This is a genomic window from Archaeoglobus fulgidus DSM 4304 (assembly GCF_000008665.1).
GTDB classification, from domain to species: Archaea; Halobacteriota; Archaeoglobi; order Archaeoglobales; family Archaeoglobaceae; genus Archaeoglobus; species Archaeoglobus fulgidus.
The window spans coordinates 160,085-180,467 of sequence record NC_000917.1; the positions used below are offsets into that span (position 1 = coordinate 160,085).

Below are 20,383 nucleotides of genomic sequence, written 5' to 3' on the forward strand. Positions count from 1 at the left end.
ATTTCATGCAGTCTTCGTTTTAACGAGCTTAACCAGCCCCTCAACCTCATCCAAAAACCAGCGCTCGAATTCAGGTCTTTTGACAGCCCTTGCTATATCTTCTTCCAGCTTAAGAACTTTTGAGACCTCCAACCATTTTTCCCTTCTGTAAGCTATGATTTCTCCGTCATCAAAGGCTTCAAGAGCTTTTTCGGTCTCCTCCTCACTTCTGAACTTTAAGCTTGTGTATATGGCCACTCTATCCGAAACGTCACCTCTGAAGACGTAAACGCTGACGATTTTGCCGTTGATATAGCCCATGAAGTGGTCAGTGGCTTTATCAAACCCCATGGACATGAACTTCTTTTTGACGTGTTCGGGGAGGTCGTCAGTCAAACATCCACAAAGGGCCTTCAGCTTCCCTGTCACAAGCTCCCTTTCGAATCTTCTGAAGAGTTCAGCTGGAAAGCCCACCACGACCTCCTCGCTGCTGTAACCTCCGAGAACCCTCGCCCCCTCGCACAGAAAGGAGACGTTGGGCTCCCCCTCTTTGATAACATCCGCCGTTGCCTCACCGCAAACCGCTCTGCTACCGCTAAACCTTGCTACCAGTAAATCTCCAAAAACCTGCCTGAAAGCTCTTGAAATCTCCATCACCTTTTCGGGGGTAGCTATGACCAGCACGACATCGTAATCTCCCTTTTCATTGTAGGGCTCGATGAGGATGCCCTGAGCCTCAAATCCCTTCAGAGGCTCAAGAAAAAGGGAAACCTCTGCTCCAGCACAGTTGAAGGCCTTTGCAATTACCCTCCTGTTTGTCGCCTCTCTCACTGCGGAGCAGAACCTGTCCATGACTTCTCCATCCTCGGTTTCAAGCAGCTTCACTCCAACAGGGCTGTATCTGAGCTGAAAATACCTCCTGAAGCTCAATCTTCCACCTCCAGGCCATATTTCTCGGCAATCTCCTTGAAGGCCTCAGCAACCCTCTCAACCTCCTCCCAGCTCAGGCCGTAAACGTTGAGCTTAACGTTCCTCGTCATTCCCGGCTGCACACCAAAAATTCCCCTCTCCTTAAGCTCGTGATAGAGGAAGTATCCCTTCCGCCTGTGCTTTTTAGCTATTAAGTTAAAGGACGGAGTTTCGAAGTTCATGAGCGTGTGGTTCTTCGGCCTCTCCCCCAGAAGCATAACACCCTCAATCTTTTCCATCTCCTCAACAAACCACCTTGCCTTCTCAACCTCCTCCTTCCATCTCTTCACCCTCTCCTTTACTACTGGAAAGGAGGCCATAAGGGTTACAAGGGGAAGGCCGTAAACTGGAGAGCAGCCGAAAAGGGCAACCTCCTTCTTGGTGAAAGCCCTGCCGCTCCAGTTTCCCCTCACTTCAGAAACCCTGAAAACCCTTTCAGCGAACTCAAAAGTTGTTGCGAGAATTCCGATGGGTGCTGTTGCGGCCCAGCTTTTGTGCCCGCTTGCAACAATAAAGTCGCATCCCGTTTCCCTTCCACTCACCTCCATAATCCCTGAGGTGTAGGCTGTGTTCAAAATAAGCGGAATCCCGTAATCCCTGCATATTTCCGCAACCTTCTTAGCATCTGCCAGATTCCCGTATTTGTAGTCGGCGTGGGTTAGCAGTGCAACGGCGGGATAATCTCCGGTCTCCTCCTTAACCTTCTCGAAAACATCCGTATAACTCTCAGCCTCTATCCTGAACTCAGGATAGCCCGTGTTGGGAACCTCGTAAACTCTCAGGCCATTGAGTTCTGCTGCAATGTAGGTAGTGTAGTGGGCGAGGGAGTCCACCACCAAAGCCCCCTTAAACCCGCTCATCGCCACGAACTTCGCATGCCTCGCCCCAGCGGTGAACCTCACTTCATCCATACCGAGAAACTCCGCAACCTCTTCCTTGAACCTCTTGACTGGCGGTTTGTCCAGCAGGTCAACTCTGCCCTCAAGGCAGATATCACACATGCTGTAGCCATCCCCCCACTCTAAAAGCACCTTCCTCGCCTCTTCAGTCAGAATTCCTCCTCTTTGAATGGGATGAACGTTAATCATTCCCTTTGATGGTCTCAGCAGTTCCATAGGCTTACTTAACATTGTTAAGTTTTTTAAGTTTTATCCCGAAGCAGTTTCCTTCCGATGTTCAGACAGTCCAAGTAAAAGTTTCCTGAGGGGGAAAATTCGAAATCAATTTCGGAGCACATGCAGACGCACGCCGGATTCTTTGTAAACCTGAACTCCTCAAGCAGGTTGAAATCCGGCATTGGAATGACAAGGGGATAGAAGCCAATAACTTCCTTGCACCTCCTGAAACCCTCGGCAGCAGGGATATAAATTGCCTCATCTGCGAGCTCAAAGACCGCCTCAATCTGGGCGTAGGAGGCGAAAATTCCCGGGATGAAGAGGTAAAGCTGGCTGTAGTATGTTTTTGCTGAAGGAAAAACTTTCTTCTCTGCGCTGAGGTCTTCCAGCTCTTTAAAGCTGATTTGGTGGGAGTTGCGTTTGTAGGTCTCTCCGTCGTATCCAAGCTTTTCCCTTAGCAGCCTGCCATTCTTCTCTCTCAGAACAAAGAGGGTGTCGAAGATTCTGCCGAAGCTCTCACGATTTAGGTGCAAAAGGGAGTGATGAACGAAGTCGGCGAGAAAATCGGAAATATCTGTCGTGCGGTTTTTTATCCCTGACCTTTCGGCGATACTGGCGTGGAGATTGAAGGCTGGCTCGTCGCTGCCACAAAGCTTTATGTCCGCAATGCACTGCCTTTCGACGAAGTCTTCAGCAACTAAGTACTTTCTCACCTCCCATCCCCTTTTCCTTCTTGCAAACTTTGGCATCACAAGGCTGTACTTGAATGGATTTCTGGTCGTGAAGCCGTCACACAGATACGTGAGGTCAAAACGATCAAGGTCGTATGATCTGCAGAGAACCTCGGCAACGATATTTTCGAAGTGTAAGCCAAAAAACTGCCTCCACATACCCCCTCCACTGAAATCAAAGCTGTAATCGTCAACGTCAAAGCCAAAGGTTTTCAAAAAATAGCTCCGCGCCCTGTAACCACACCTCTCCCTCGCTCTGTACTCCTTCCTCAGGTCATCATAGCTGTTAACGTAGGGCAGAGAAAAATCAAACGAAGATGAAGTTGTCACCGCCAAGAACCTCTGTCAGCCCGCCGACCTTGTCCACCCATTCCGGTAGCTCATCCTCTCTGAGACCGAAAAGCTCCATGCTGCCGGAGCACGCAATGATTCGCATCCGTCCGAACGACTTTCCGAGATTCACAAGTTGCTCCAGCTCTCTCAAAATACCTCTTTTGATGCCGCTCTCAATTGCCTGTCTTTCCTCATCTCCATCGAAAACCTTCTCTCCTCTGCATATATTTCTCAGAGCCCAGTAGGTGAGAAAAACCTGCACTTCCTCGCCCATTGATGCGAGAACCGATGCTATGCTGAATGCATGGTAAATTCTGTCCCACTGTCCGCTGTGGACTATGATTCCGTTAATTCTGTCAGACATAATGAACACTGTTAATTTCTGAATAAAAGCTTTATCAGAGCAACCTTCTCGTTCCGCTCTTCAACTGCTCCTGCCTTCTCATCCACCCCGCCTTCCACTTCTGGTAGCAGCCTCTGCTGCAGAAGGTTACAGGGTGGTCAACGCAGCAGGTTTTGACAACAATCGGGTCCCTTGCGATTTTACCGCAGACATCACAGCGATGCTTTGCCGTACTCTTGTCCAGCTCAAACGGAATACATCTCTTCCTCGATGAGCCCCTCCTCTCTGAGAATCTCGCAAACTCTGCAGAGGTAATCCACCTCGTCTTCGATGGTAATTCTTCCTGCTACGAGGTCATCCACGAGCTCTCTTACAATTCTCTTCGCCCCATCGGATTTCTTTATGATGTCCAGCCCCCTCTGTCCCCTTTTGCTCTTGAGGTACTGCGAAACTGCTGCCTGTGTCAACCCGAGCAAATCTGCAACATCCTTTACCCTGTAACCTCTATCTATTAGCTCAAGCGCAACCTTCGCCCTCAGGGCGGGGAGTACGTATTTCACCATCATCACGCAGTGCGGTTTCATGGCTCAAGCCTCACAATACTCTCCGTGGTCGTCCATCTCACCCTTCTCCATCTTCTCAAGTTCCTTTTCCAGACCTAACTCTTTTATCTTATCAATTTTTCCATTTTTTCTAAAGTAGTCAACTATTGCCCTCCTCAGCGCATCTGCGGCCAAGTTGGAGCAGTGCATTTTCTGCTTCGGCAAACCGCCAAGGGCTTCGGCAACAGCATCTCTTGTAATTTTCAGAGCTTCCTCTATAGTTTTCCCCTTCGCCATCTCAGTGGCCATGCTGCTGGTTGCAATGGCAGCAGCGCAGCCAAAGGTCTGGAACTTGATATCCTCAATTCTGTTGTCCTTCACTTTAATGTAAATGGTCATCAAATCCCCGCAAACTGGATTGCCGACAGTTCCTACACCATCAGCATCCTCAATTTTTCCAACATTCCTCGGATTCTGGAAGTGGTCGAAAACCTTATCACTATACATAGCCCTCACCTCCTGTAGAGAGGAGACATGCTCCTCAGCCTCTCAATCACGCCCGGCAGCACCTCAAGCAGCCTGTCAACATCTTCGTCAGTGTTGTATCTGCCCAGCGTCAAAAGCAGAGTGCCGTGCGCCTCCTCATGCTTCAGCCCACACGCCATGAGAACATGGCTTGGCTGCAAGGTTTTTGAGCTGCACGCCGAGCCGGTTGAAGCCTGAATTCCCGCCATGTCAAGGCTCAAAACGATTGACTCTCCCTCAATGTAGCTGAATCTCACGTTTACATTGTTGGGCAGCCTTTTTTCAGGATGGCCGTTTAGGTAGCTTTCCTCAATTTTCAGAACGTTATCGATTATCCTATCTCTCAACCTTCTGAGCCTCCCAGCCTCCTCTCCCCACTCCTTTGCGGTGATTTCAGCGGCTTTACCAAATCCAACTATCGCAGGAACGTTTTCACTACCACTCCTGAGCCCTTTTTCCTGCCCACCTCCGAGAATTATCGGCTGCAACCTCACTCCCTGCCTTACCCAAAGCGCCCCCACTCCTTTGGGGCCGTAAATGTCGTTGCTTGAAATAGTCAGCATATCAGCACCGATCTTCTCAACATCCACCTCAATTTGCCCGAGAGAGGCTGTAGCATCAACGTGCAGAGCTGCTCTACCGTTAATTATTTCTGAAATCTCCTTTATGGGCTGAATCGTTCCAATTTCGTTGTTTGCATGCTGAACAGAAACAAGAATCGTGTCTTCCCTGATTTTCTCCTCAATAAATTCAAGGTCGACGGTGCCGTATTTGTCCACTGGGATGAATTCAACCTCAAATCCCTGCTTCTGAAGATACTTTGCCGGATTTATGACGGACATGTGCTCAATTGATGAAACGAGAACGTGCTTACCCTTTCTGGCGTTTCTCATCGCATATCCAATGAGAGCGAGGTTGTTGGACTCCGTGGCACCTGAGGTGAAAACGATGTCCCCGCCACCACCATTTATCAGCTCCGAAATCTTCCCCCTTGCCTCCTCAATCACCTCTCTTGCTTTAAAGCCGTAGGAGTGGACTGAGGAAGGATTTCCGAAGTGCTCGGTCATGTAGGGAAGCATTGCTTCAACAACCCTCTCATCCACAGGCTTTGTGGAGGCGTAGTCAAAGTAGGGCATTTCCACCACCTCAGAAATAGAGCACACCATCCGCCTCAAGAACGAGCTGGTTGAGCGTTGCAGCACCTACAATCTTGACACCATCAACAATCTCTCCCTTATCAATCCCAAGGAGTTCGGAGCTTCTGTCGCAAACCATCATCTCAACCCCGCTTTCCCTTGCCTGTTTCATTAACTCACTCAGCGGCGGAAAGTTTCCCATCTTAATTTTCTCAGCATTATCCTTTTTAACAACTGTTACACCCTTGATAACAAAGTAAATGATTGCATCATCTCCCATGGCCTTGGCGGTCATTGCGAGGACGAAGGGAGCGTAGAGCCTTTCGGGAGTGTCGATACCGCTCGTCTGAACGTAAAGCAGCTTCGCCATCTACCTCACCTCCTTTACAATTTTTACAACAAACCTCAAAACCCCATCCTCAAGCTTTTCAAACTCGACAAGCTCCTGACCGAGCTTTTTAACCAAAACTGGGATGTCCGATTCTGCAGCAGGGTCGTCTGCAAGAATTTCTATAATTTCCCCAACCTCTGACTCTTCCATTGCCTTCCTCGCCCTGAATACGGGTTCGGGGCAGTAGAGGCCGATACAGTCAACCTGTTTCATAACTTAACATTGTTAAGGTAACTATTTAAAAGTTTCGGGAAAAAAAATAGTTTCCACATAGGGAGTCAAAATGAAAAATAATTACCTGCCACGAGAGGATGATCACCAAAGCAAGCCCTTTAATAAATCCAGGTAACTCGGCAGGCTGGATGAAAATGTTGATAAAGTAGGATTTCAGATTTTAGGACAATACCTTCTTCTGGGAAGCGTATTTAAGACAATAGTTGCAGATAAAACGATTGATTTTGGAGATGAAACGTATCGTCAGCTTATGAAACGTTCTGAACCATCTGGCAGCTTCAATTTCAGACGTTTTAACGGGCAAGACCTATTGCCTTTCAGGTTAAAGCAGTTATGAGGTGAAATGGATTGGAAGAAGATTAGCATAGTGCTGGTGCTGGTGGCTGGGCAGGGCTCTATGTTGCGACGGCAATACCATGGGGAATGATGAGGTACGGAGGATACGGTTACATACCCATGATGGGCGGAAATGGCATGGGCGGAGGTTACGGAATGGGTGGTGAAATACGGGTACAGATATGGCTATGATTACAACAACACGCCACAGCAGCCAGTGCAGCAAGGCTACTACGTAACGTACCACTGGCACTGCCCGGATGATGTGGCACTGGTGAGTGGGCACAGTTACATATCATACCTCTCTTTTCTCAAATTTTTTAAGCAAAGCAGCATTCGCGCTCCGTGCACAAGCTTTCTGGAATGTAGCTCATAAATCTGTCTGACCTGGCAACTAAGGCTAAGGCGAAAGATGCCGGTGTTATGCCGTTTGTGAAATGGGTAAGAATTGGATGCAAATTCCTCAGCGTTACAAATCTTACGAGAAGCGGTATCATCAGCCGAGTTCCTTCAGATAGGCTATGATATCGTTCAAGTCCTCATCGCTCATCTGCCACCTTGGCATGCACCAGTCGAGGGTTTCGTTATCATGCTCCCCCTTTGTGATTGCAATTCTGATCTCCTCGTCACTCATCTCCTCTTCAGTTAAGGCGGAGTATCTTATGTCTGGAGCCTTTTCATTGCACATCATCGGCACAAGCCCTCCCCTTCCATCCCTGCCATGGCAGTTCACGCAGCTTCCCCCATGCATCACCAGCCATTGAGGACCACCTGTAAAGGGGATTCTCTCTCCCTTCTCGTTAATTCCCGTGAAGTAAATTTTTTCTCCATTTGAACTGAACTCAGCAGGACCCTGACAGCAGCCCGGTGGGTAGTAGCGCTCATCACTGTAGCCCATCATCGGGTTGTAGCCACCCATTGGGTAGCCACCGTAGCCCATCATAGGCATGTAGCCGTAGGGGGTTAAGAAGTTCAGCAGGAAGAACGCCACAACCACGACTGCAATTATCGCAACAACAATTTCGGACTTTTCCATGGTATTTATCAGCATAAAATTTTAAAAATTTTTTTACTCGGTTCCAACGATATTAAGGAAACTTAGAATAAAAAGTTTGGAATCTTTTGTTGCTAGACTAATGCTTAGATCGAGTGGTTTTGAAAAGTTCAGCTCTCTATACCACAACCTCTACCTCAGCAACCTCATCGAGTTCATAACGGCAATCAGCGTAACCCCGACATCCGCAAACACAGCCTCCCACATCGTCGCCATCCCCATTGCGCCGAGGCTTATGAAGAATCCTTTTACAGCTAAGGCGAGGACTATGTTCTCCCATACTACCTTCTGTGTCCTCTTTGCCAGCCTAATTGCTCTGGCAACCTTCGACGGCCTGTCGTCCATGATCACGACATCCACCACCTCGATGGCTGCACTTCTCATCGCCCCCATGGAGATGCCCACATCAGCCCCCGCTATAACTGGGGCATCGTTGATGCCATCTCCAACAAAAGCAAAGCTTTCTCCTTAGCCTTAATCTCCTCTATAACCCTCACCTTGTCTTCCGGCAGCAGTTCTGCGAAGTATTCGATGCCCAGCTCTGATGCGATGCTTTCGGCAATCCCCCTGCTATCTCCGCCCAGTAGCAGTTTTTCCACCCGCATCCGGTGTAGCAGTAGGGAATCCACCGAACAGACAGCCAACGTTAACAGAGCTATACAGAGCATAGCTCATACATGTGTTCACTAATATCAAATGTTTAAAAATCTTTCGCCAATTGACACCAAAATATGCAATCAGTAAAGGATATTTTTAAGGAGCTTAAATCTTTGAGAGGAACGACTCGAAATTAAAGTTTTGGGAATTGCAACCTACATCCAGACATCATCTGTGAGAAGAACTGCTAAAATCCTTTCAGAGTTGCATCCTGTTTCTAAATCATCAGTACATCGCTGGATAAAGAAGTTTGAGGAAAAATTGCCCATCTCAGCGGAGAAAAAAGGAATCTGATAGCGATGGATGAGACAGTGGTTAAGGCGAACAGGAAGCATTACTACGTCTATGCTGCGATAGGTGTGGAGTGGAATGAGCTCATTCTTATGAGGGTCGCTGCCACAATTTCTGGAATCTGTTCTGTAAGCTGTTTATGCTTTACTACAATCGATCGAGGTGGTTTTTGTGTTATGTGGACACATTCAAATGAGAAATCGAAATGGTATAATGGTATATGGATGTAGCAAAGCTACATCTTATCATGACAATTTATCACTAAGCTTTCAAAGATGAAAGAAAAACTTATTTTGTGTAGTATCCCAAAATTATTTCACAACCCTAAACCCAACTCTTGTGAGAAAACTAACGAACAAAAAGATCAAGTGGATCATCAAACAGCTCGAAAAGGGAACACCAGTAAAGGAAATAGCTGCTGTGATGAGAGTTACACCAAGAAGAATCTACCAGCTTAAAAAGCAATACGAGGAAACTGGCCAGATCCCAGAACTAAAACAAGCAGGAAGAAAGCCCAAACCAATTGACGAGAAAACAGAGCAAATCATCCTGCAAGCCTACAAAAAATACAGGGTAAGTCCAGTACCTCTTTAAAAGCTGATAGAAAGAAATTACAGAATCCACATCCCCCACAACACCATATACAAAGTTTTACTCAAACACGGTTTGGTGGAGGAGAACATGAACAAGAAGAAAAGGAGGAAGTGGGTTCGCTATGAAAGGACTCATTCAATGTCTTTATGGCAGGGAGACTGGAAAAAGCTTGGAGAGAAATGGATTATAGCCTTCATGGACGATGCTTCCCGCTTCATCACCTGCTATGGAGTATTTGACTCTGCTACTACTGAGAACACAATCAAGGTGTTCAAGAAAGGATTCGCTGAGTATGGCATTCCGGATGAAATCCTCACAGACCATGGTACCCAATTTGTTGCAGCGAAAAGCAGAGAGAAGGCTAGGCACAGATTCAGAGAGTTTTTGGCCGAGAATGGAGTAAGGCACATTCTTGCGAGAGTGAACCATCCACAAACGAATGGGAAGATAGAGAGGTTCTTTGGGCTGATGGAGCAGAAGCTCCATCTGTTTGATTCTTTGGATGAGTTCATTTATTGGTACAATTACGTTAAGCCTCACATGAGCCTGAATTTTGATGAACTGGAGACTCCTTACCAAGCTTTTCTGAGGAAGCTACCTGCTGAAAGGGTGTTTGAGTACGGGAGGTGGTTGTTTGAGGAGTGAAATTATTTCGGGATATCACAGAAAAACTTATTTTGACAAAAAGTTAAAGTTTTCATGGATTCAAAGGCAGTCTTAAAGGGAATGCTTGAGAAAGCCTACAGAATCGAGGCAGGATTTGAAAAACGAGGCTAATTTCAAAGCTTTTCTTGAGGTTATGGACGAGACTCAGAAAAAAGTTCTCTTTCAGCTCATTGCTGACTCTGAAAGGCATAAGGCCACGATTGAAGAAATCGCAAATAACCTCGGAATTGAAATTGAGAAAAAGTCTGCGGAATTCGAGTTCAAGGACAGGAGGTTTTTTAACGAGATATACAAGCTTGAAGTGAGTGTAAGGTCTTTATACGAGCAGATGATATACAAATTTGGTAATCTTCTTGGTGAGGAAGTCGAGAAGTTAAAAGCACTCTTAAATGATGAAGAAAAGCACGCCAAACTTGTTGAAAAATTCGTAGACAAGACCCTCAGGATTGTTTGAGGGAAAACAGGAAGTTACCGTTTTCCCCCGAACAACAACTGACGAAATGAGCACGATTTGTTTATTTATGATGATAAAGTATTTATGAATACTCATACGAAATTATTATTCAATAAAAAAGGGGTGGTGGTATGAGGTACAACCTGACCATAAAGAAGACCCTCTTTTTCCCCCTGCACGCCTTTCCGAACAAGGAGATAGTCTACAGGGACATCAACAGATACACCTACAGGAGATTCTACGAAAGGTTGCAGAGAGTTGCCAGCTCCCTTGAAAATATTGGGGCTAGGGGAGCGAAGATTGCCTTCATAGACTGGAACACGCACCAGTATCTGGAAGGGATGTTCGCCATTCCAATGATGGGCAGCATTCTGCACTGCGTAAACCTAAGACTGGCTCCAGAAGAGATAGTTTACACGATGCGCTACGTCGAGGACGACTTTGTTGTTATCAGGGACGAGTTTCTGCCCTTGGCCGAGAAGCTCGCTCCCCATGTGCCATCAGTGAAGGGCTGGATAGTGACGGGCGATGATGTGGACAAAGTCGAGACAAGCCTCAAGCCGGTTTACATCTGGGAGGATCTTGTTAAGGAGGGTTCGAGCTACGATTTTCCTGAGCTTGACGAGCATGAAACGGCGGTGGTTTACTTCACCTCAGGCACCACAGGATTGCCTAAGGCTGTCCACTTCTCCCACAGGCAGGTGGTGATGCAGTGCATAATCAACGGCCTTGCCCTTTCAGCCAATGAATCCCCAGCGAGGATGAGCTCTGCAGACACCATAATGCACATCCCGCCCTTCTTCCACGGAATGGGCTGGACTTTCCCGTATCTGGCAACAATGCTTGGAATGAAGCAGGTTCTGCCGGGAAGATATGAGCCTCAGGTAATGCTGGATTTGATAAAGAATGAGGGCGTTACCTTTGCAGGCGGGGTGCCGGTGTTCCTTAAAATGCTCATTGAGCATCCAGAGGCTGAGAAGTACAAGGATGCTCTGTCCAAGTTCAAGTTTGTGTGCGATGGTGAGCACCCGCAGAGAGTGCTTTTTGAGAGAGCTAAGCAGCTGGGCATAAAGATGATTGAAGCTTTTGGCATGTCTGAAGGAGTGGGGTTTACCTTTGCCGTTCTAAAGGACCACATGCTGGACTGGGACTGGGAGAGGCAGGTGGAGTATCTCAACAAGGCAGGCTTGCCCGCTCCCTTCGTTGAGGTCAGGATTGTTGACGATGAGGGCAAAGAGGTGCCGAGGGACTTCCAGACGATGGGTGAGATTCTCATCAGAAGTCCCGGCCTGACGGAGGGATACTGGAAGAATCCGGAGAAGACTGCTGAATCTTGGGATGAGGAAGGATGGTTCCACACCGGCGATTTGGGAGTGTGGGATGAGGAGGGCTACATCCTGATTCTCGACAGGGCTAAGGACGTCATAAAGAGTGGAGGCGAGTGGATAAGCTCCGTAAGGCTTGAGGGATACATTCTGGAGCATCCTGCTGTCAGCGAGGCTGCAGTAGTTGCTGCGAGGAGCGAGAAGTGGAGTGAGAGGCCCATAGCCGTCGTTGTGCCAAAGCCCGGGATGAGCGTGACAGAGAAGGAGATAATAGACTTCCTGATGAAGAACTTCGTTGAGACGGGAAAGATGGCGAAGTGGTGGCTGCCTGACAGGGTTTTCATTGTGGATGAGATGCCGAGAACCACTGTGGGCAAGATAAACAAGAGGGCGATAAGGGAGAAGTACAAGGACCTCGTACTCCCCTGATGCTCACACTTTGAGCATAATTCAATTTTTTAAGATGATAATGAATTTAAATTTGCTCATTAAATGTTATAAATTGGAGGTGAACTATGGAGCCGAAAATTTTGTGGGAGCCGGATTCGGAGTTTATCAAAAACTCCAATCTGGCCGAGTTTGTTGAGTGGCTTTCTTCAAACAAGGGTCTCGATTTTGTGGTTTCAGAGAATGCGAGGGAGAACGTTGAGAACTACAAGAACCTCTGGAAGTGGTCTGTGGAGAACCTTGAGGACTTCTGGGAGAGCGTGTGGGAGTTCTTTGAGATTAAGAGCTACAGCGATTACAAGACTGTTCTCGATGAAAGGAAGATGCCGGGAGCAAAGTGGTTTGAGGGGGCAACGCTGAACTATGCGGAGCATGCCTTTTTGAAGGCTGGTGAGGGAGAAGCGGTTGTTTACGTTAGAGAGGACGGTTTGAGGAGGGCTTTAACATGGAGCGAGCTGGAGAGGCAGACTGCAGCCTTTGCTGCTTGGCTTAAAGATATGGGTGTAAAGAAGGGAGACAGGGTTGTTGCCTACTGCAGTCAGGTTCCTGAAGCGGTTATTGCATTGCTGGCAACGGCGAGCATTGGTGCAATCTGGGCGGCCGTTGGTGGTGAGGTTGCGCCAAGGGCTGTTATTGACAGGTTCAAGCAGCTTGAGCCAAAGGTTCTGATCGCATCTGATGGCCACTTCTACAACGGGAAGGAGTTCAACAAGCTGGAGGACATTAAGACCGTTGTCAGCGGCATCCCGAGCCTTGAGAGGGTTGTCTTGATTCCCAACCTCTACGAGTCCCACGACCTGAAGCTTAGCATCCCACTCCACTATTGGGAAGAGACGGTTGATAGAAAGGAGAAGCTCACCTTCGAGCCTCTGCCCTTTGACCATCCACTATGGGTTCTTTACACCTCAGGAACAACAGGAATTCCGAAGCCCATTGTTCACGGGCATGGGGGGATAACGGTCGAGATCTTCAAGGGCTCCTTCCACATGGACTTCAAGGAGGGCGACCGCTTCCTGTGGTACTCCCCGCCCTCATGGATGATGTGGAACACTGTTGTTAGCGGTCTCCTCGCTGGAGCTACCATTGTCTTCTACGATGGCAGCCCGCTTTACAACTTCCTCCAGCCGCTGTGGCAGATATGCGAGAAGGAGAAGCTGAACATCTTCGGAACGAGTGCTCCCTTCCTCCACGGCTGCATGAAATTCGGCCTGCAGCCCGGCTCGCAGTACGATTTGAGCAGCTTGAGAATGGTTGGCTCCACCGCCGCCCCGCTATCGCCTGAGGGCTTTGAGTGGGTTTACAGGAATGTTAAGGAGGACGTATGGCTGAACTCTGCAAGCGGCGGGACGGATGTGATGACGGGCTTTGTTGGAGGCTGCCCAATTCTCCCCGTCTGGAGTGGAGAGCTTCAGTGCAGGTGGCTGGGGACGAAAGTTGAGGCTTACAACATTGAAGGCAAGCCTGTAATCAATGAAGTGGGAGAGCTTGTCATCGAGCTCCCGATGCCCTCAATGCCCCTCTACTTCTGGAATGACAAGGACTTCAGCTGGTATAAAGAGAGCTACTTCAGCATGTTCCCCAACGTCTGGTGGCACGGGGACTGGCTGATGATTACAGACAGAGGAACGGCAATAATCTTCGGCCGCTCTGATTCAACAATCAAGAGAAAGGGAGTTAGAATGGGAACTCTGGACTTCTACAAGGTTGTCGAGAGTATGAACGAAATTATCAGCAGCCTCGTTGTTGAGGTCAAGGGCAAGATTTTCCTCTTCGTGGTTCCAGCACATGGAATTGAGGTCAACGAGGAGCTTAAGGAGAAGATAAACAGAGCCTTGAAAGAGAATCTCGGAGCCTACTTCGTTGCGGACTACATTATTCCAGTGCCCGACATTCCAATGACTTTGAACTACAAGAAGCTGGAGGTGCCGATAAAGAAGATTCTGCTCGGCTGGGAAGTGGAGAAGGCAGTGAACCTTGACAGCATAATGAATCCTGATGCCGTTTTCAAGGTCGTTGAGGCTGCAAAGCCCTACGTGGAGCAGCTGGAGGGAGAATGATGCAGAGCCTTTACTTTGAAGACTTTCAGGAAGGAATGGAGCTTGAAACTGTTGGGAGAACAGTAACGGAAGCGGACATAGTGATGTTCGCTGCCCTCACAGGAGACTGGAATCCCATACACGTTGATGCAGAATATGCGAAAACAACAATTTTTGGCCAGCGCATCGCCCACGGAACACTCACATTTTCCATCATGACCGGTTTGCTGATGAGGCTTGGATTTCTGGAGGAGACCGTTGTTGCCTTTTACGGCGTTGACAGGCTCCGCTTTACCAATCCCGTTTTCATTGGAGACACGATTAAGGCGAGAGCAAAGGTTGTGGAGAAGCAGGACAGGGGGCAGTTTGGTGTTGTGAAGATAGAAGCGAGTGTGGTTAAGCAGACAGGCGATGTGGTGCTGAACTGCATTCTGAGGGTTGCGGTGAAGAAGAAAGGCTGAGGAGGTGAGAAAATGCACTTTGAATTCAACGAGGAACAGAGGATGATTGCCAATGCAGCAAGAGACATTGCAAAGGACTTCCCGCCTGAATACTGGAGGGAGAAGGAGGAGAATGGTGAGTTTGCGGAGGAGTTTTTCAAGGCTGTATGCGATGCGGGCTTCATGGGCATCGTGATTCCAGAGGAGTACGGCGGTGGCGGCTACGGGATGACTGAGCTTCTTATTGCCATGGAAGAGCTTTCAGCCAATGGCTGCGGTGCTGGAGGAGTGTGGTATTTTGTGCTGACTGAAGTTTTCGGGGCTTTGCCCATAGTAAGATACGGCACAGAGGAGCAGAAGGAGAAGTACCTGCCCAAAATCGCCAAGGGGGAGATGGAGTTCTGCATGGCCTTAACCGAGCCAGATGCGGGCACAAACACGCTGAGAATCAAGACTTTTGCAGAAAAAGATGGAGAGGAGTATGTCATTAACGGGAACAAGATTTTCATAAGCGGGGTTGACAGGGCGAAGGGGATGCTTCTTGTGGCAAGAACAACACCTCCTGAGAAAGCCCCAAGAAGAACCCTCGGTATTACACTTTTCCTCGTTGACCTGCCCAACGAGGCGGTTAAGTGGAATCCAATACCAAAGCACGCCATAAACTTCTCGAAAACCTGTGAGGTGAGCATAAACAACCTGAGAGTTGAAAGCAATGCGATTCTCGGCGAGAAAGATCTGGGCTGGTATCTGCTGCTTGATGTCCTCAATCCTGAGAGGATGAGCGCCGCTGCAGGAGCAATTGGAGGGGCTAAGTTAGCGATAAGCAAGGCAGTTGAGTATTCAAAGCAGCGCAAGGTTTTTGCTGATCCGATTGGCAGCTATCAGGGTCTGCAGTTCCCCTTAGCTGAGGCCTATGCTGCCTTAGAATGTGCAAGGCTCATGATGTACAAGGCTGCATGGCTCTACGATACCAAATTTGCCGCTGAAGATGTCAAAGACCCGAAGAAGAGGGTGGAGATGGCCGCTGTTTTCAGGGAGATAGGAGATGCTGCAAACATGGCTAAGGCTGTGGCTGTTGAGAACGCGCTGAAAGCAGTTTACTGGGCAATGCAGACCTTCGGCGGCTACGGCTACGCCAAGGAGTACGATGTTGAGAGGTGGTGGAGGGAGGTCAACCTTCTCCGCCTTGCACCGATAACACAGCAGATGGCTCTGAACTACATAGCTGAACACATCCTCGGAATGCCGAGGAGCTACAGAGTTTAGCCATGAAGGTTGTCAAAGACCCAGAGCTGAAAATTGAGCGAAAGGAATCGCTCAACAAGATGCTCTGGAACACCGTTCAGAGTCATCCAAGAGTGTCGGCCATTGGCTACTGGGACGATGGAAAGCTGAAATATCTCACCTACGAGGAGTTCTGGGAGAGGGTGAGGAAGCTATCAAAGTTTTTAATTTCTTCCGGCCTGCGGAAGGGAGACAGGGTTGCGATTTACGCCGACACACGCTATGAATGGGAGATTGCCGACTTTGCAGTTCTAACTGCTGGGGGAGTGGTTGTTACAGTCCACAGCGTTCTTAACAGAGAGCAGGTTGAATACATCCTGAGAGACTCGGAGAGCAGAGTTGTTTTCACGGAAAAGAAGTATGCTGAAAACGTTCCTGAGGACTTTGAGGTTTACTTTCTGGAGGAGCTGGAAAAGCTTGTCGGTGAGGTTTCTGATGATGAATTCGAAAGCAGATGGAAGAGCGTTGAGCCTGACGACCTTGCAAGCATTGTTTACACCTCTGGCACCACAGGAGAGCCAAAGGGGGCGATGCTCACGCACTGGAACTGGAGGTTCAACTGCCACTCTGTGATGTCCATCACGCCCTTCTATCCCGGAGAGCCCCACATCTGCTATCTGCCATTGAGCCACGTTTACCAGAGGCTTGTTTTCTTTGCTGGAATTTCGAGGGCAGCAACAGCAGTTTTCTGCAGTCCCCAGCAGTTCCTCGAAACGTCAACAGCAGTGAAGCCTGTTGGACTAATAGTTGTGCCGAGAATTCTTGAGAGGGTGAATGCGGGAATTGTCGAGAAAGTTGAGAAGTCACCAGCTTTGGCAAAGAAGATTTTCTACTGGTCGAGAGGAGTTGCCATTGAGTGTGGAAAGAGAATGAGCAGAGGGGAGAAATACGGCTTCTGGCTGAATATAAAGAGAATAATCGCAGACAGGCTTGTTTTCAGCAAAATTCGGGAGAACCTCGGCCTCACAAGAATCAGGTTTGTCTGCTCCTCTGCCGCAGAACTACAGAAGGAGCTGGCCTACATGTTCAATGGCATGGGAATTCCCGTAATTGAGGGCTACGGAATGACAGAGACTGCAGCACCATCCAACCTCAATCCTGTCGGAAGGTTCAAACCCGGCACAGTTGGCCCGCCAATTCCCGGCATCGAGGAGGCGATAGCTGAGGATGGAGAGATTCTCGTCAGGGGAGACAACGTGATGAAGGGCTACTGGAGAAAGGAAGCTGAGACGAGAAAAACCTTCACCGAGGATGGATGGCTGAAGACAGGTGACCTTGGAGAGTTCGACGAGGATGGCTACCTCGTCTTTCTCGGGAGGAAGAAGCACATAATTGTCCTTGACACGGGTAAAAACGTTTCTCCTGTCCCTATAGAGGAGGAATTGCTCAAAAATCCGCTTGTGAGTGATGCGGTTATCATTGGTGACGGAAAGCCCTACGTAACTACCCTCATAGTCCCGAATTTCAGCATGCTCCTTGAGTTTGCCGATAAAAACGGAATTGAGTATGACAGGAGTAGAACGATTGTTCAGAGGAGCATTTCTGGAGAGGAGGAGATTGTGGCTGTTGATGAAAACCTTGTGGAGAATAATGCAGTTAAGGAGCTTTACGCAAAAATTGTTGATGATGTCAACAGCAGGCTGGCAAAGCACGAGACAATCAAGAAGTTCAAAATTTTGCCTGAGGCTTTCAGCCTTGAGAAGGGGGAGATAACTCCAACTTTGAAGAAGAGGAGGCACGTCATTCTGAAGAGGTATGAGAAATTTATTGAGGAGATGTATAAGAGGTGATTATTTGAGGATTGGAATTGTTGGTGTGGGTTTTAGTGAGTTTCGGATTCACGAGGAGCCCTTTTACAACGTGGCCTTTTTAGCTGCGAAAAGGGCTCTTGAGGATGCCGGAATTGAGAGGGGTGAGGTGGACAGCTTCATTCTTGGTGGTTACGACAACCTCGGGGTTGGGAGAACAATTTCGAACATGTACACAGCCCCTGCTGCTGGTGCGTATTTGAGGCATGAGATAAGGGTGAGCGATGATGCTCTCTTCGCCCTTCCACTGGCCTTCATGAAGGTGAAGAGCGGCTCAGAGATTACGATGCTTCTCGCCTTCGGGCACAGCTCAGAAACGCCCATTGAGCTGGTTGAGCTGCAAAGCCTCGACCCCTTCTTCCACCGCCCTTTCAACCTCTCCCTGCCAGTCTTCTTCGCCATGCAGAGCTACGCTTACAGGGAGAGGTATGGCGTGAAGGAGGAAAAGATAGCCGAGGTTGTGGTAAGGATGAGGGAGAAGGGGGCGAAGAATCCAAGAGCCTACATAAGGGAGAAAGTAAGCGTTGAGGATGTTCTGAGCTCTGAAGTCGTTTCATCACCGCTGAGAAGGCTTGAAATGGCTGAGTGGTGTGATGGATGCGTTGCATTCATTCTTGCTGAGGAAACGGTTGCGAGAAGGCTTTCCGACAGTCCAGTGTGGGTTAGCGGTCTTGGGTGGAGCGCTGAAAATTACTACTTCGACAGATCCCTGCATGACCTTCCTTTTGTTGCAAAAAGTGCGGAAATGGCCTTCAAAATGTCAGGAAAGGAGAGAAAAGACGTGGAAGCCTTAGAGATTTCCGATTTGACCGCTGATTATTACTGCATGATTCTTGAGGCTCTTGGGTTTGCTGAGACGGGCAGAGGTTGGGAGTTCAATGGAGATGTCAATTTCTCAGGAGGAGCGCTATGCACCAACGCCTACGGCTCGACTGGAGCCTTCCTGCTCGCCAGCATCGTTGAGAGAATCAGGAAGGGAGAGATCGAGTGTGGGATGGCTCAATCGATGAGCGGCTACGCCCAGAAGTCTTGCGTTGCGATTTTGGAGGGATAAAATGAGAGTTGCGGTTGTTGGATTCGGTCAAACTCCCTTCAGGACAAAGAGGAAGGATAAAACCCATCCGGAGCTTGCCTTCGAGGCAATAAATGCCGCCCTCGACCATGCTGGACTGGAGATGAAGGATGTCGAGGCAGTAGCTTACGGCTGTATGGACCCCTTCGACGGTATCTACTGCCCTGAGAGGTGGGATGCTACTGCAGCGGGCCTCGAAAAGCCGATAATGAAGATTTCCACTGGTGGCACAACGGGAATGACCACAGCCTTGGCGGCATACGAGCACGTTGCCAGCGGGCTTTTTGATTTGGTAATGGCCGTCTGCGTGCAGAGGGTAGGGGAGTGCGTTGATGCGCAGCCCGTTCTCAACACAGCAGTCGACCCCATTTACGAGAGACACTCAGGTCTGGGAGCCATTCACGTAGCCTCCTTTCAGGCCACAGCATATATGGCAAAGTATGGCGCAACTGAAGAGGACTTGGCGTGGGTGAGCGTCAAGGATCACAAAAATGCCCTCAAGAATCCCTACGCCCACATTAAGATGGATGTGAGCGTCGAGGGTGTTCTCAAAAGCAGGGTTGTCTGCTCTCCCCTCAAGCTGCTGGAGTGCTGTCCGAGGAGCGATGGTGCTGCTGCCGTCATCTTCGCTTCTGAAGATGTGGCGAGGAAGATAAGGGACAATCCAGCTTGGGTTGTTGCGGAGACAACAATCAGCGACAGCTACTACCTCGGTGACAGGCCGAGCTTTGCCGAGTGGGATTCATTGGCAATAGCTGGCAGAAGGCTTTTCAAGGCTGCTGGAATTGAGCCAGATGAGATAGATGTTGCCGAGCTATACTCTCCCTTTACCATTCAGGAGATTCTGGAGCTGGAGGCTCTGGGCTTTGCCAAGAAGGGAGAGGGGAAGAACTTTGCGAGGGAGGGTGTAACCTTTGTGGATGGCGATTTTCCCACCAACCCCTCAGGAGGGGTGCTGTGCACAAATCCCATTGGAGCTACTGGCCTTGTGAGGTTTGGTGAAGCTGCCCTGCAGGTGATGAACGAGGCGAAAAATCAGGTTGATGGTGCTGAAGTTGCACTTGCACACGCATGGGGTGGGACTTTGCAGTTCCACACCCTCGCTTTGCTTTCTTCAAGGAGGTGATTTTATGGATGTGATGGAGTTTGAGGTTTGGTGGAAGATTCCCTTCAAGCATTCTGCTGGCTTGCACGCCACGAAGTTCTTTCAGGGGCTGAAGGAGGGGAAGATTTTTGGAGTGAGATGTGATAGGTGCGGGAGAGTTCTCGTTCCCCCCAGAGCCTTCTGCGAGAGGTGCCATGTTGAAACCAAAGAATGGGTTGAGGTGAGCGATGAAGGCGTGGTTGAAACACTGACAGTAACCTACATGAAGTTTACTGGCTTACCTGACCCGCCTTACGCCATTGGTGTTGTCAGGCTCGATGGGGCAGATACGGGAATGCTCTGCTTTCTTGGCGGTGTTGACTTGTCAGACTGGAGGAAAATCCACGAGACATTCAAACCGGGAACGAGGGTTAAAGCAGTGTGGAAGGAGGAGAGGGAGGGGAAGATAACGGACATCCAGTACTTTGAACCAGTGAAATAAACTTTCATTTTTTGCATGAAACGATATCAGCGCAA

20 protein-coding genes and 2 pseudogenes are annotated in these 20,383 nt (G+C 48.9%); 11 read left to right on the forward strand and 11 right to left on the reverse strand.

The window, feature by feature from the left end; all coding sequences use genetic code 11:
• Nucleotides 1–3 precede the first annotated feature (3 nt).
• The 11 genes and pseudogenes from AF_RS00900 to AF_RS13830 all read right to left on the reverse strand — a co-directional run.
• Entirely contained in the window at nt 4–909 is a 906-nt protein-coding gene (locus tag AF_RS00900) for a DUF169 domain-containing protein (RefSeq protein ID WP_048064182.1), read from the reverse strand.
• Nucleotides 906–2,078: an O-phospho-L-seryl-tRNA:Cys-tRNA synthase gene (gene pscS / locus AF_RS00905; protein ID WP_010877693.1), complete on the reverse strand. Its 1,173-nt coding sequence runs from the start codon at nt 2,076–2,078 to the stop codon at nt 906–908. The genes AF_RS00900 and pscS overlap by 4 nt, the downstream gene beginning before the upstream one ends.
• An 11-nt stretch (nt 2,079–2,089) precedes the next feature.
• On the reverse strand, nt 2,090–3,130 hold the full coding sequence (locus tag AF_RS00910) for a hypothetical protein (protein WP_143274348.1): 1,041 nt from the start codon (nt 3,128–3,130) through the stop codon (nt 2,090–2,092).
• Nucleotides 3,102–3,491, reverse strand: a complete 390-nt coding sequence (locus AF_RS00915) for a DsrE/DsrF/DrsH-like family protein (protein ID WP_244372792.1) — start codon at nt 3,489–3,491, stop codon at nt 3,102–3,104. Before AF_RS00915 ends, AF_RS00910 begins: the two co-directional genes overlap by 29 nt.
• Nucleotides 3,492–3,715: 224 nt before the next feature.
• Complete coding sequence (locus AF_RS00920) at nt 3,716–4,054, reverse strand: transcriptional regulator (RefSeq protein WP_010877696.1); 339 nt, start codon at nt 4,052–4,054, stop codon at nt 3,716–3,718.
• Nucleotides 4,055–4,057: 3 nt separating this feature from the next.
• Complete coding sequence (gene nifU, locus AF_RS00925; protein ID WP_010877697.1) at nt 4,058–4,519, reverse strand: Fe-S cluster assembly scaffold protein NifU; 462 nt, start codon at nt 4,517–4,519, stop codon at nt 4,058–4,060.
• A gap of 5 nt (nt 4,520–4,524) precedes the next feature.
• The gene (locus AF_RS00930; RefSeq protein WP_048064599.1) at nt 4,525–5,673 is read right to left on the reverse strand and encodes a cysteine desulfurase family protein; all 1,149 of its coding nucleotides are present in this window, start codon (nt 5,671–5,673) and stop codon (nt 4,525–4,527) included.
• A gap of 10 nt (nt 5,674–5,683) precedes the next feature.
• The gene (locus tag AF_RS00935; protein WP_010877699.1) at nt 5,684–6,043 is read right to left on the reverse strand and encodes a DsrE family protein; all 360 of its coding nucleotides are present in this window, start codon (nt 6,041–6,043) and stop codon (nt 5,684–5,686) included.
• On the reverse strand, nt 6,044–6,277 hold the full coding sequence (locus tag AF_RS00940; RefSeq protein ID WP_010877700.1) for a sulfurtransferase TusA family protein: 234 nt from the start codon (nt 6,275–6,277) through the stop codon (nt 6,044–6,046).
• 853 nt (nt 6,278–7,130) lie between these two features.
• Nucleotides 7,131–7,670, reverse strand: a complete 540-nt coding sequence (locus AF_RS00945; protein WP_048064183.1) for a c-type cytochrome — start codon at nt 7,668–7,670, stop codon at nt 7,131–7,133.
• Between the two features lie 150 nt (nt 7,671–7,820).
• A pseudogene (locus AF_RS13830) lies at nt 7,821–8,278 on the reverse strand (HAD-IC family P-type ATPase); the annotation flags it as partial.
• Between the two features lie 208 nt (nt 8,279–8,486).
• Between AF_RS13830 and AF_RS12990 the strand changes: the two are divergent.
• From AF_RS12990 to AF_RS01010, 11 genes and pseudogenes are all read left to right on the forward strand, one after another.
• Complete coding sequence (locus tag AF_RS12990; RefSeq protein ID WP_156029476.1) at nt 8,487–8,639, forward strand: hypothetical protein; 153 nt, start codon at nt 8,487–8,489, stop codon at nt 8,637–8,639.
• 336 nt (nt 8,640–8,975) lie between these two features.
• A pseudogene (locus AF_RS00965) lies at nt 8,976–9,875 on the forward strand (IS481-like element ISA0963-1 family transposase).
• 154 nt (nt 9,876–10,029) lie between these two features.
• On the forward strand, nt 10,030–10,350 hold the full coding sequence (locus AF_RS00970) for a hypothetical protein (protein WP_010877706.1): 321 nt from the start codon (nt 10,030–10,032) through the stop codon (nt 10,348–10,350).
• A 131-nt stretch (nt 10,351–10,481) separates the two neighbouring features.
• Nucleotides 10,482–12,104 (forward strand): long-chain-fatty-acid--CoA ligase, encoded by a 1,623-nt coding sequence (locus AF_RS00975; RefSeq protein ID WP_010877707.1) that lies wholly within the window; start codon nt 10,482–10,484, stop codon nt 12,102–12,104.
• A gap of 86 nt (nt 12,105–12,190) precedes the next feature.
• Nucleotides 12,191–14,179, forward strand: coding sequence for an acetoacetate--CoA ligase (locus AF_RS00980; RefSeq protein ID WP_010877708.1), 1,989 nt, complete (start codon nt 12,191–12,193; stop codon nt 14,177–14,179).
• Nucleotides 14,176–14,619, forward strand: coding sequence for a MaoC/PaaZ C-terminal domain-containing protein (locus AF_RS00985; RefSeq protein WP_048064186.1), 444 nt, complete (start codon nt 14,176–14,178; stop codon nt 14,617–14,619). Before AF_RS00980 ends, AF_RS00985 begins: the two co-directional genes overlap by 4 nt.
• A 12-nt stretch (nt 14,620–14,631) precedes the next feature.
• The gene (locus AF_RS00990; RefSeq protein WP_010877710.1) at nt 14,632–15,864 is read left to right on the forward strand and encodes an acyl-CoA dehydrogenase family protein; all 1,233 of its coding nucleotides are present in this window, start codon (nt 14,632–14,634) and stop codon (nt 15,862–15,864) included.
• 2 nt (nt 15,865–15,866) lie between these two features.
• Nucleotides 15,867–17,672: an AMP-dependent synthetase/ligase gene (locus tag AF_RS00995; protein WP_010877711.1), complete on the forward strand. Its 1,806-nt coding sequence runs from the start codon at nt 15,867–15,869 to the stop codon at nt 17,670–17,672.
• Nucleotides 17,673–17,676: 4 nt separating this feature from the next.
• Nucleotides 17,677–18,744 carry a thiolase C-terminal domain-containing protein gene (locus AF_RS01000; protein ID WP_048064187.1) on the forward strand — a complete coding sequence of 356 codons (1,068 nt, stop codon included), beginning with the start codon at nt 17,677–17,679 and terminating at the stop codon, nt 18,742–18,744.
• A gap of 1 nt (nt 18,745) precedes the next feature.
• Nucleotides 18,746–19,888: a thiolase family protein gene (locus AF_RS01005; RefSeq protein ID WP_010877713.1), complete on the forward strand. Its 1,143-nt coding sequence runs from the start codon at nt 18,746–18,748 to the stop codon at nt 19,886–19,888.
• Between the two features lie 4 nt (nt 19,889–19,892).
• Nucleotides 19,893–20,348: a Zn-ribbon domain-containing OB-fold protein gene (locus AF_RS01010; RefSeq protein WP_052270458.1), complete on the forward strand. Its 456-nt coding sequence runs from the start codon at nt 19,893–19,895 to the stop codon at nt 20,346–20,348.
• Nucleotides 20,349–20,383: the final 35 nt, after the last annotated feature.

Bases quoted from the DNA above. Each gene is read 5' to 3' on its own strand.
- pscS (WP_010877693.1), bottom strand. From the start codon at position 2,078: ATGTTAAGTAAGCCTATGGAACTGCTGAGACCATCAAAGGGAATGATT.
- AF_RS00915 (WP_244372792.1), bottom strand. From the start codon at position 3,491: ATGTCTGACAGAATTAACGGAATCATAGTCCACAGCGGACAGTGGGAC.
- AF_RS00920 (WP_010877696.1), bottom strand. From the start codon at position 4,054: ATGAAACCGCACTGCGTGATGATGGTGAAATACGTACTCCCCGCCCTG.
- nifU (WP_010877697.1), bottom strand. From the start codon at position 4,519: ATGTATAGTGATAAGGTTTTCGACCACTTCCAGAATCCGAGGAATGTT.
- AF_RS00930 (WP_048064599.1), bottom strand. From the start codon at position 5,673: ATGCCCTACTTTGACTACGCCTCCACAAAGCCTGTGGATGAGAGGGTT.
- AF_RS00935 (WP_010877699.1), bottom strand. From the start codon at position 6,043: ATGGCGAAGCTGCTTTACGTTCAGACGAGCGGTATCGACACTCCCGAA.
- AF_RS00940 (WP_010877700.1), bottom strand. From the start codon at position 6,277: ATGAAACAGGTTGACTGTATCGGCCTCTACTGCCCCGAACCCGTATTC.
- AF_RS00945 (WP_048064183.1), bottom strand. From the start codon at position 7,670: ATGGAAAAGTCCGAAATTGTTGTTGCGATAATTGCAGTCGTGGTTGTG.
- AF_RS00970 (WP_010877706.1), top strand. From the start codon at position 10,030: ATGGACGAGACTCAGAAAAAAGTTCTCTTTCAGCTCATTGCTGACTCT.
- AF_RS00975 (WP_010877707.1), top strand. From the start codon at position 10,482: ATGAGGTACAACCTGACCATAAAGAAGACCCTCTTTTTCCCCCTGCAC.
- AF_RS00980 (WP_010877708.1), top strand. From the start codon at position 12,191: ATGGAGCCGAAAATTTTGTGGGAGCCGGATTCGGAGTTTATCAAAAAC.
- AF_RS00985 (WP_048064186.1), top strand. From the start codon at position 14,176: ATGATGCAGAGCCTTTACTTTGAAGACTTTCAGGAAGGAATGGAGCTT.
- AF_RS00990 (WP_010877710.1), top strand. From the start codon at position 14,632: ATGCACTTTGAATTCAACGAGGAACAGAGGATGATTGCCAATGCAGCA.
- AF_RS00995 (WP_010877711.1), top strand. From the start codon at position 15,867: ATGAAGGTTGTCAAAGACCCAGAGCTGAAAATTGAGCGAAAGGAATCG.
- AF_RS01005 (WP_010877713.1), top strand. From the start codon at position 18,746: ATGAGAGTTGCGGTTGTTGGATTCGGTCAAACTCCCTTCAGGACAAAG.
- AF_RS01010 (WP_052270458.1), top strand. From the start codon at position 19,893: ATGGATGTGATGGAGTTTGAGGTTTGGTGGAAGATTCCCTTCAAGCAT.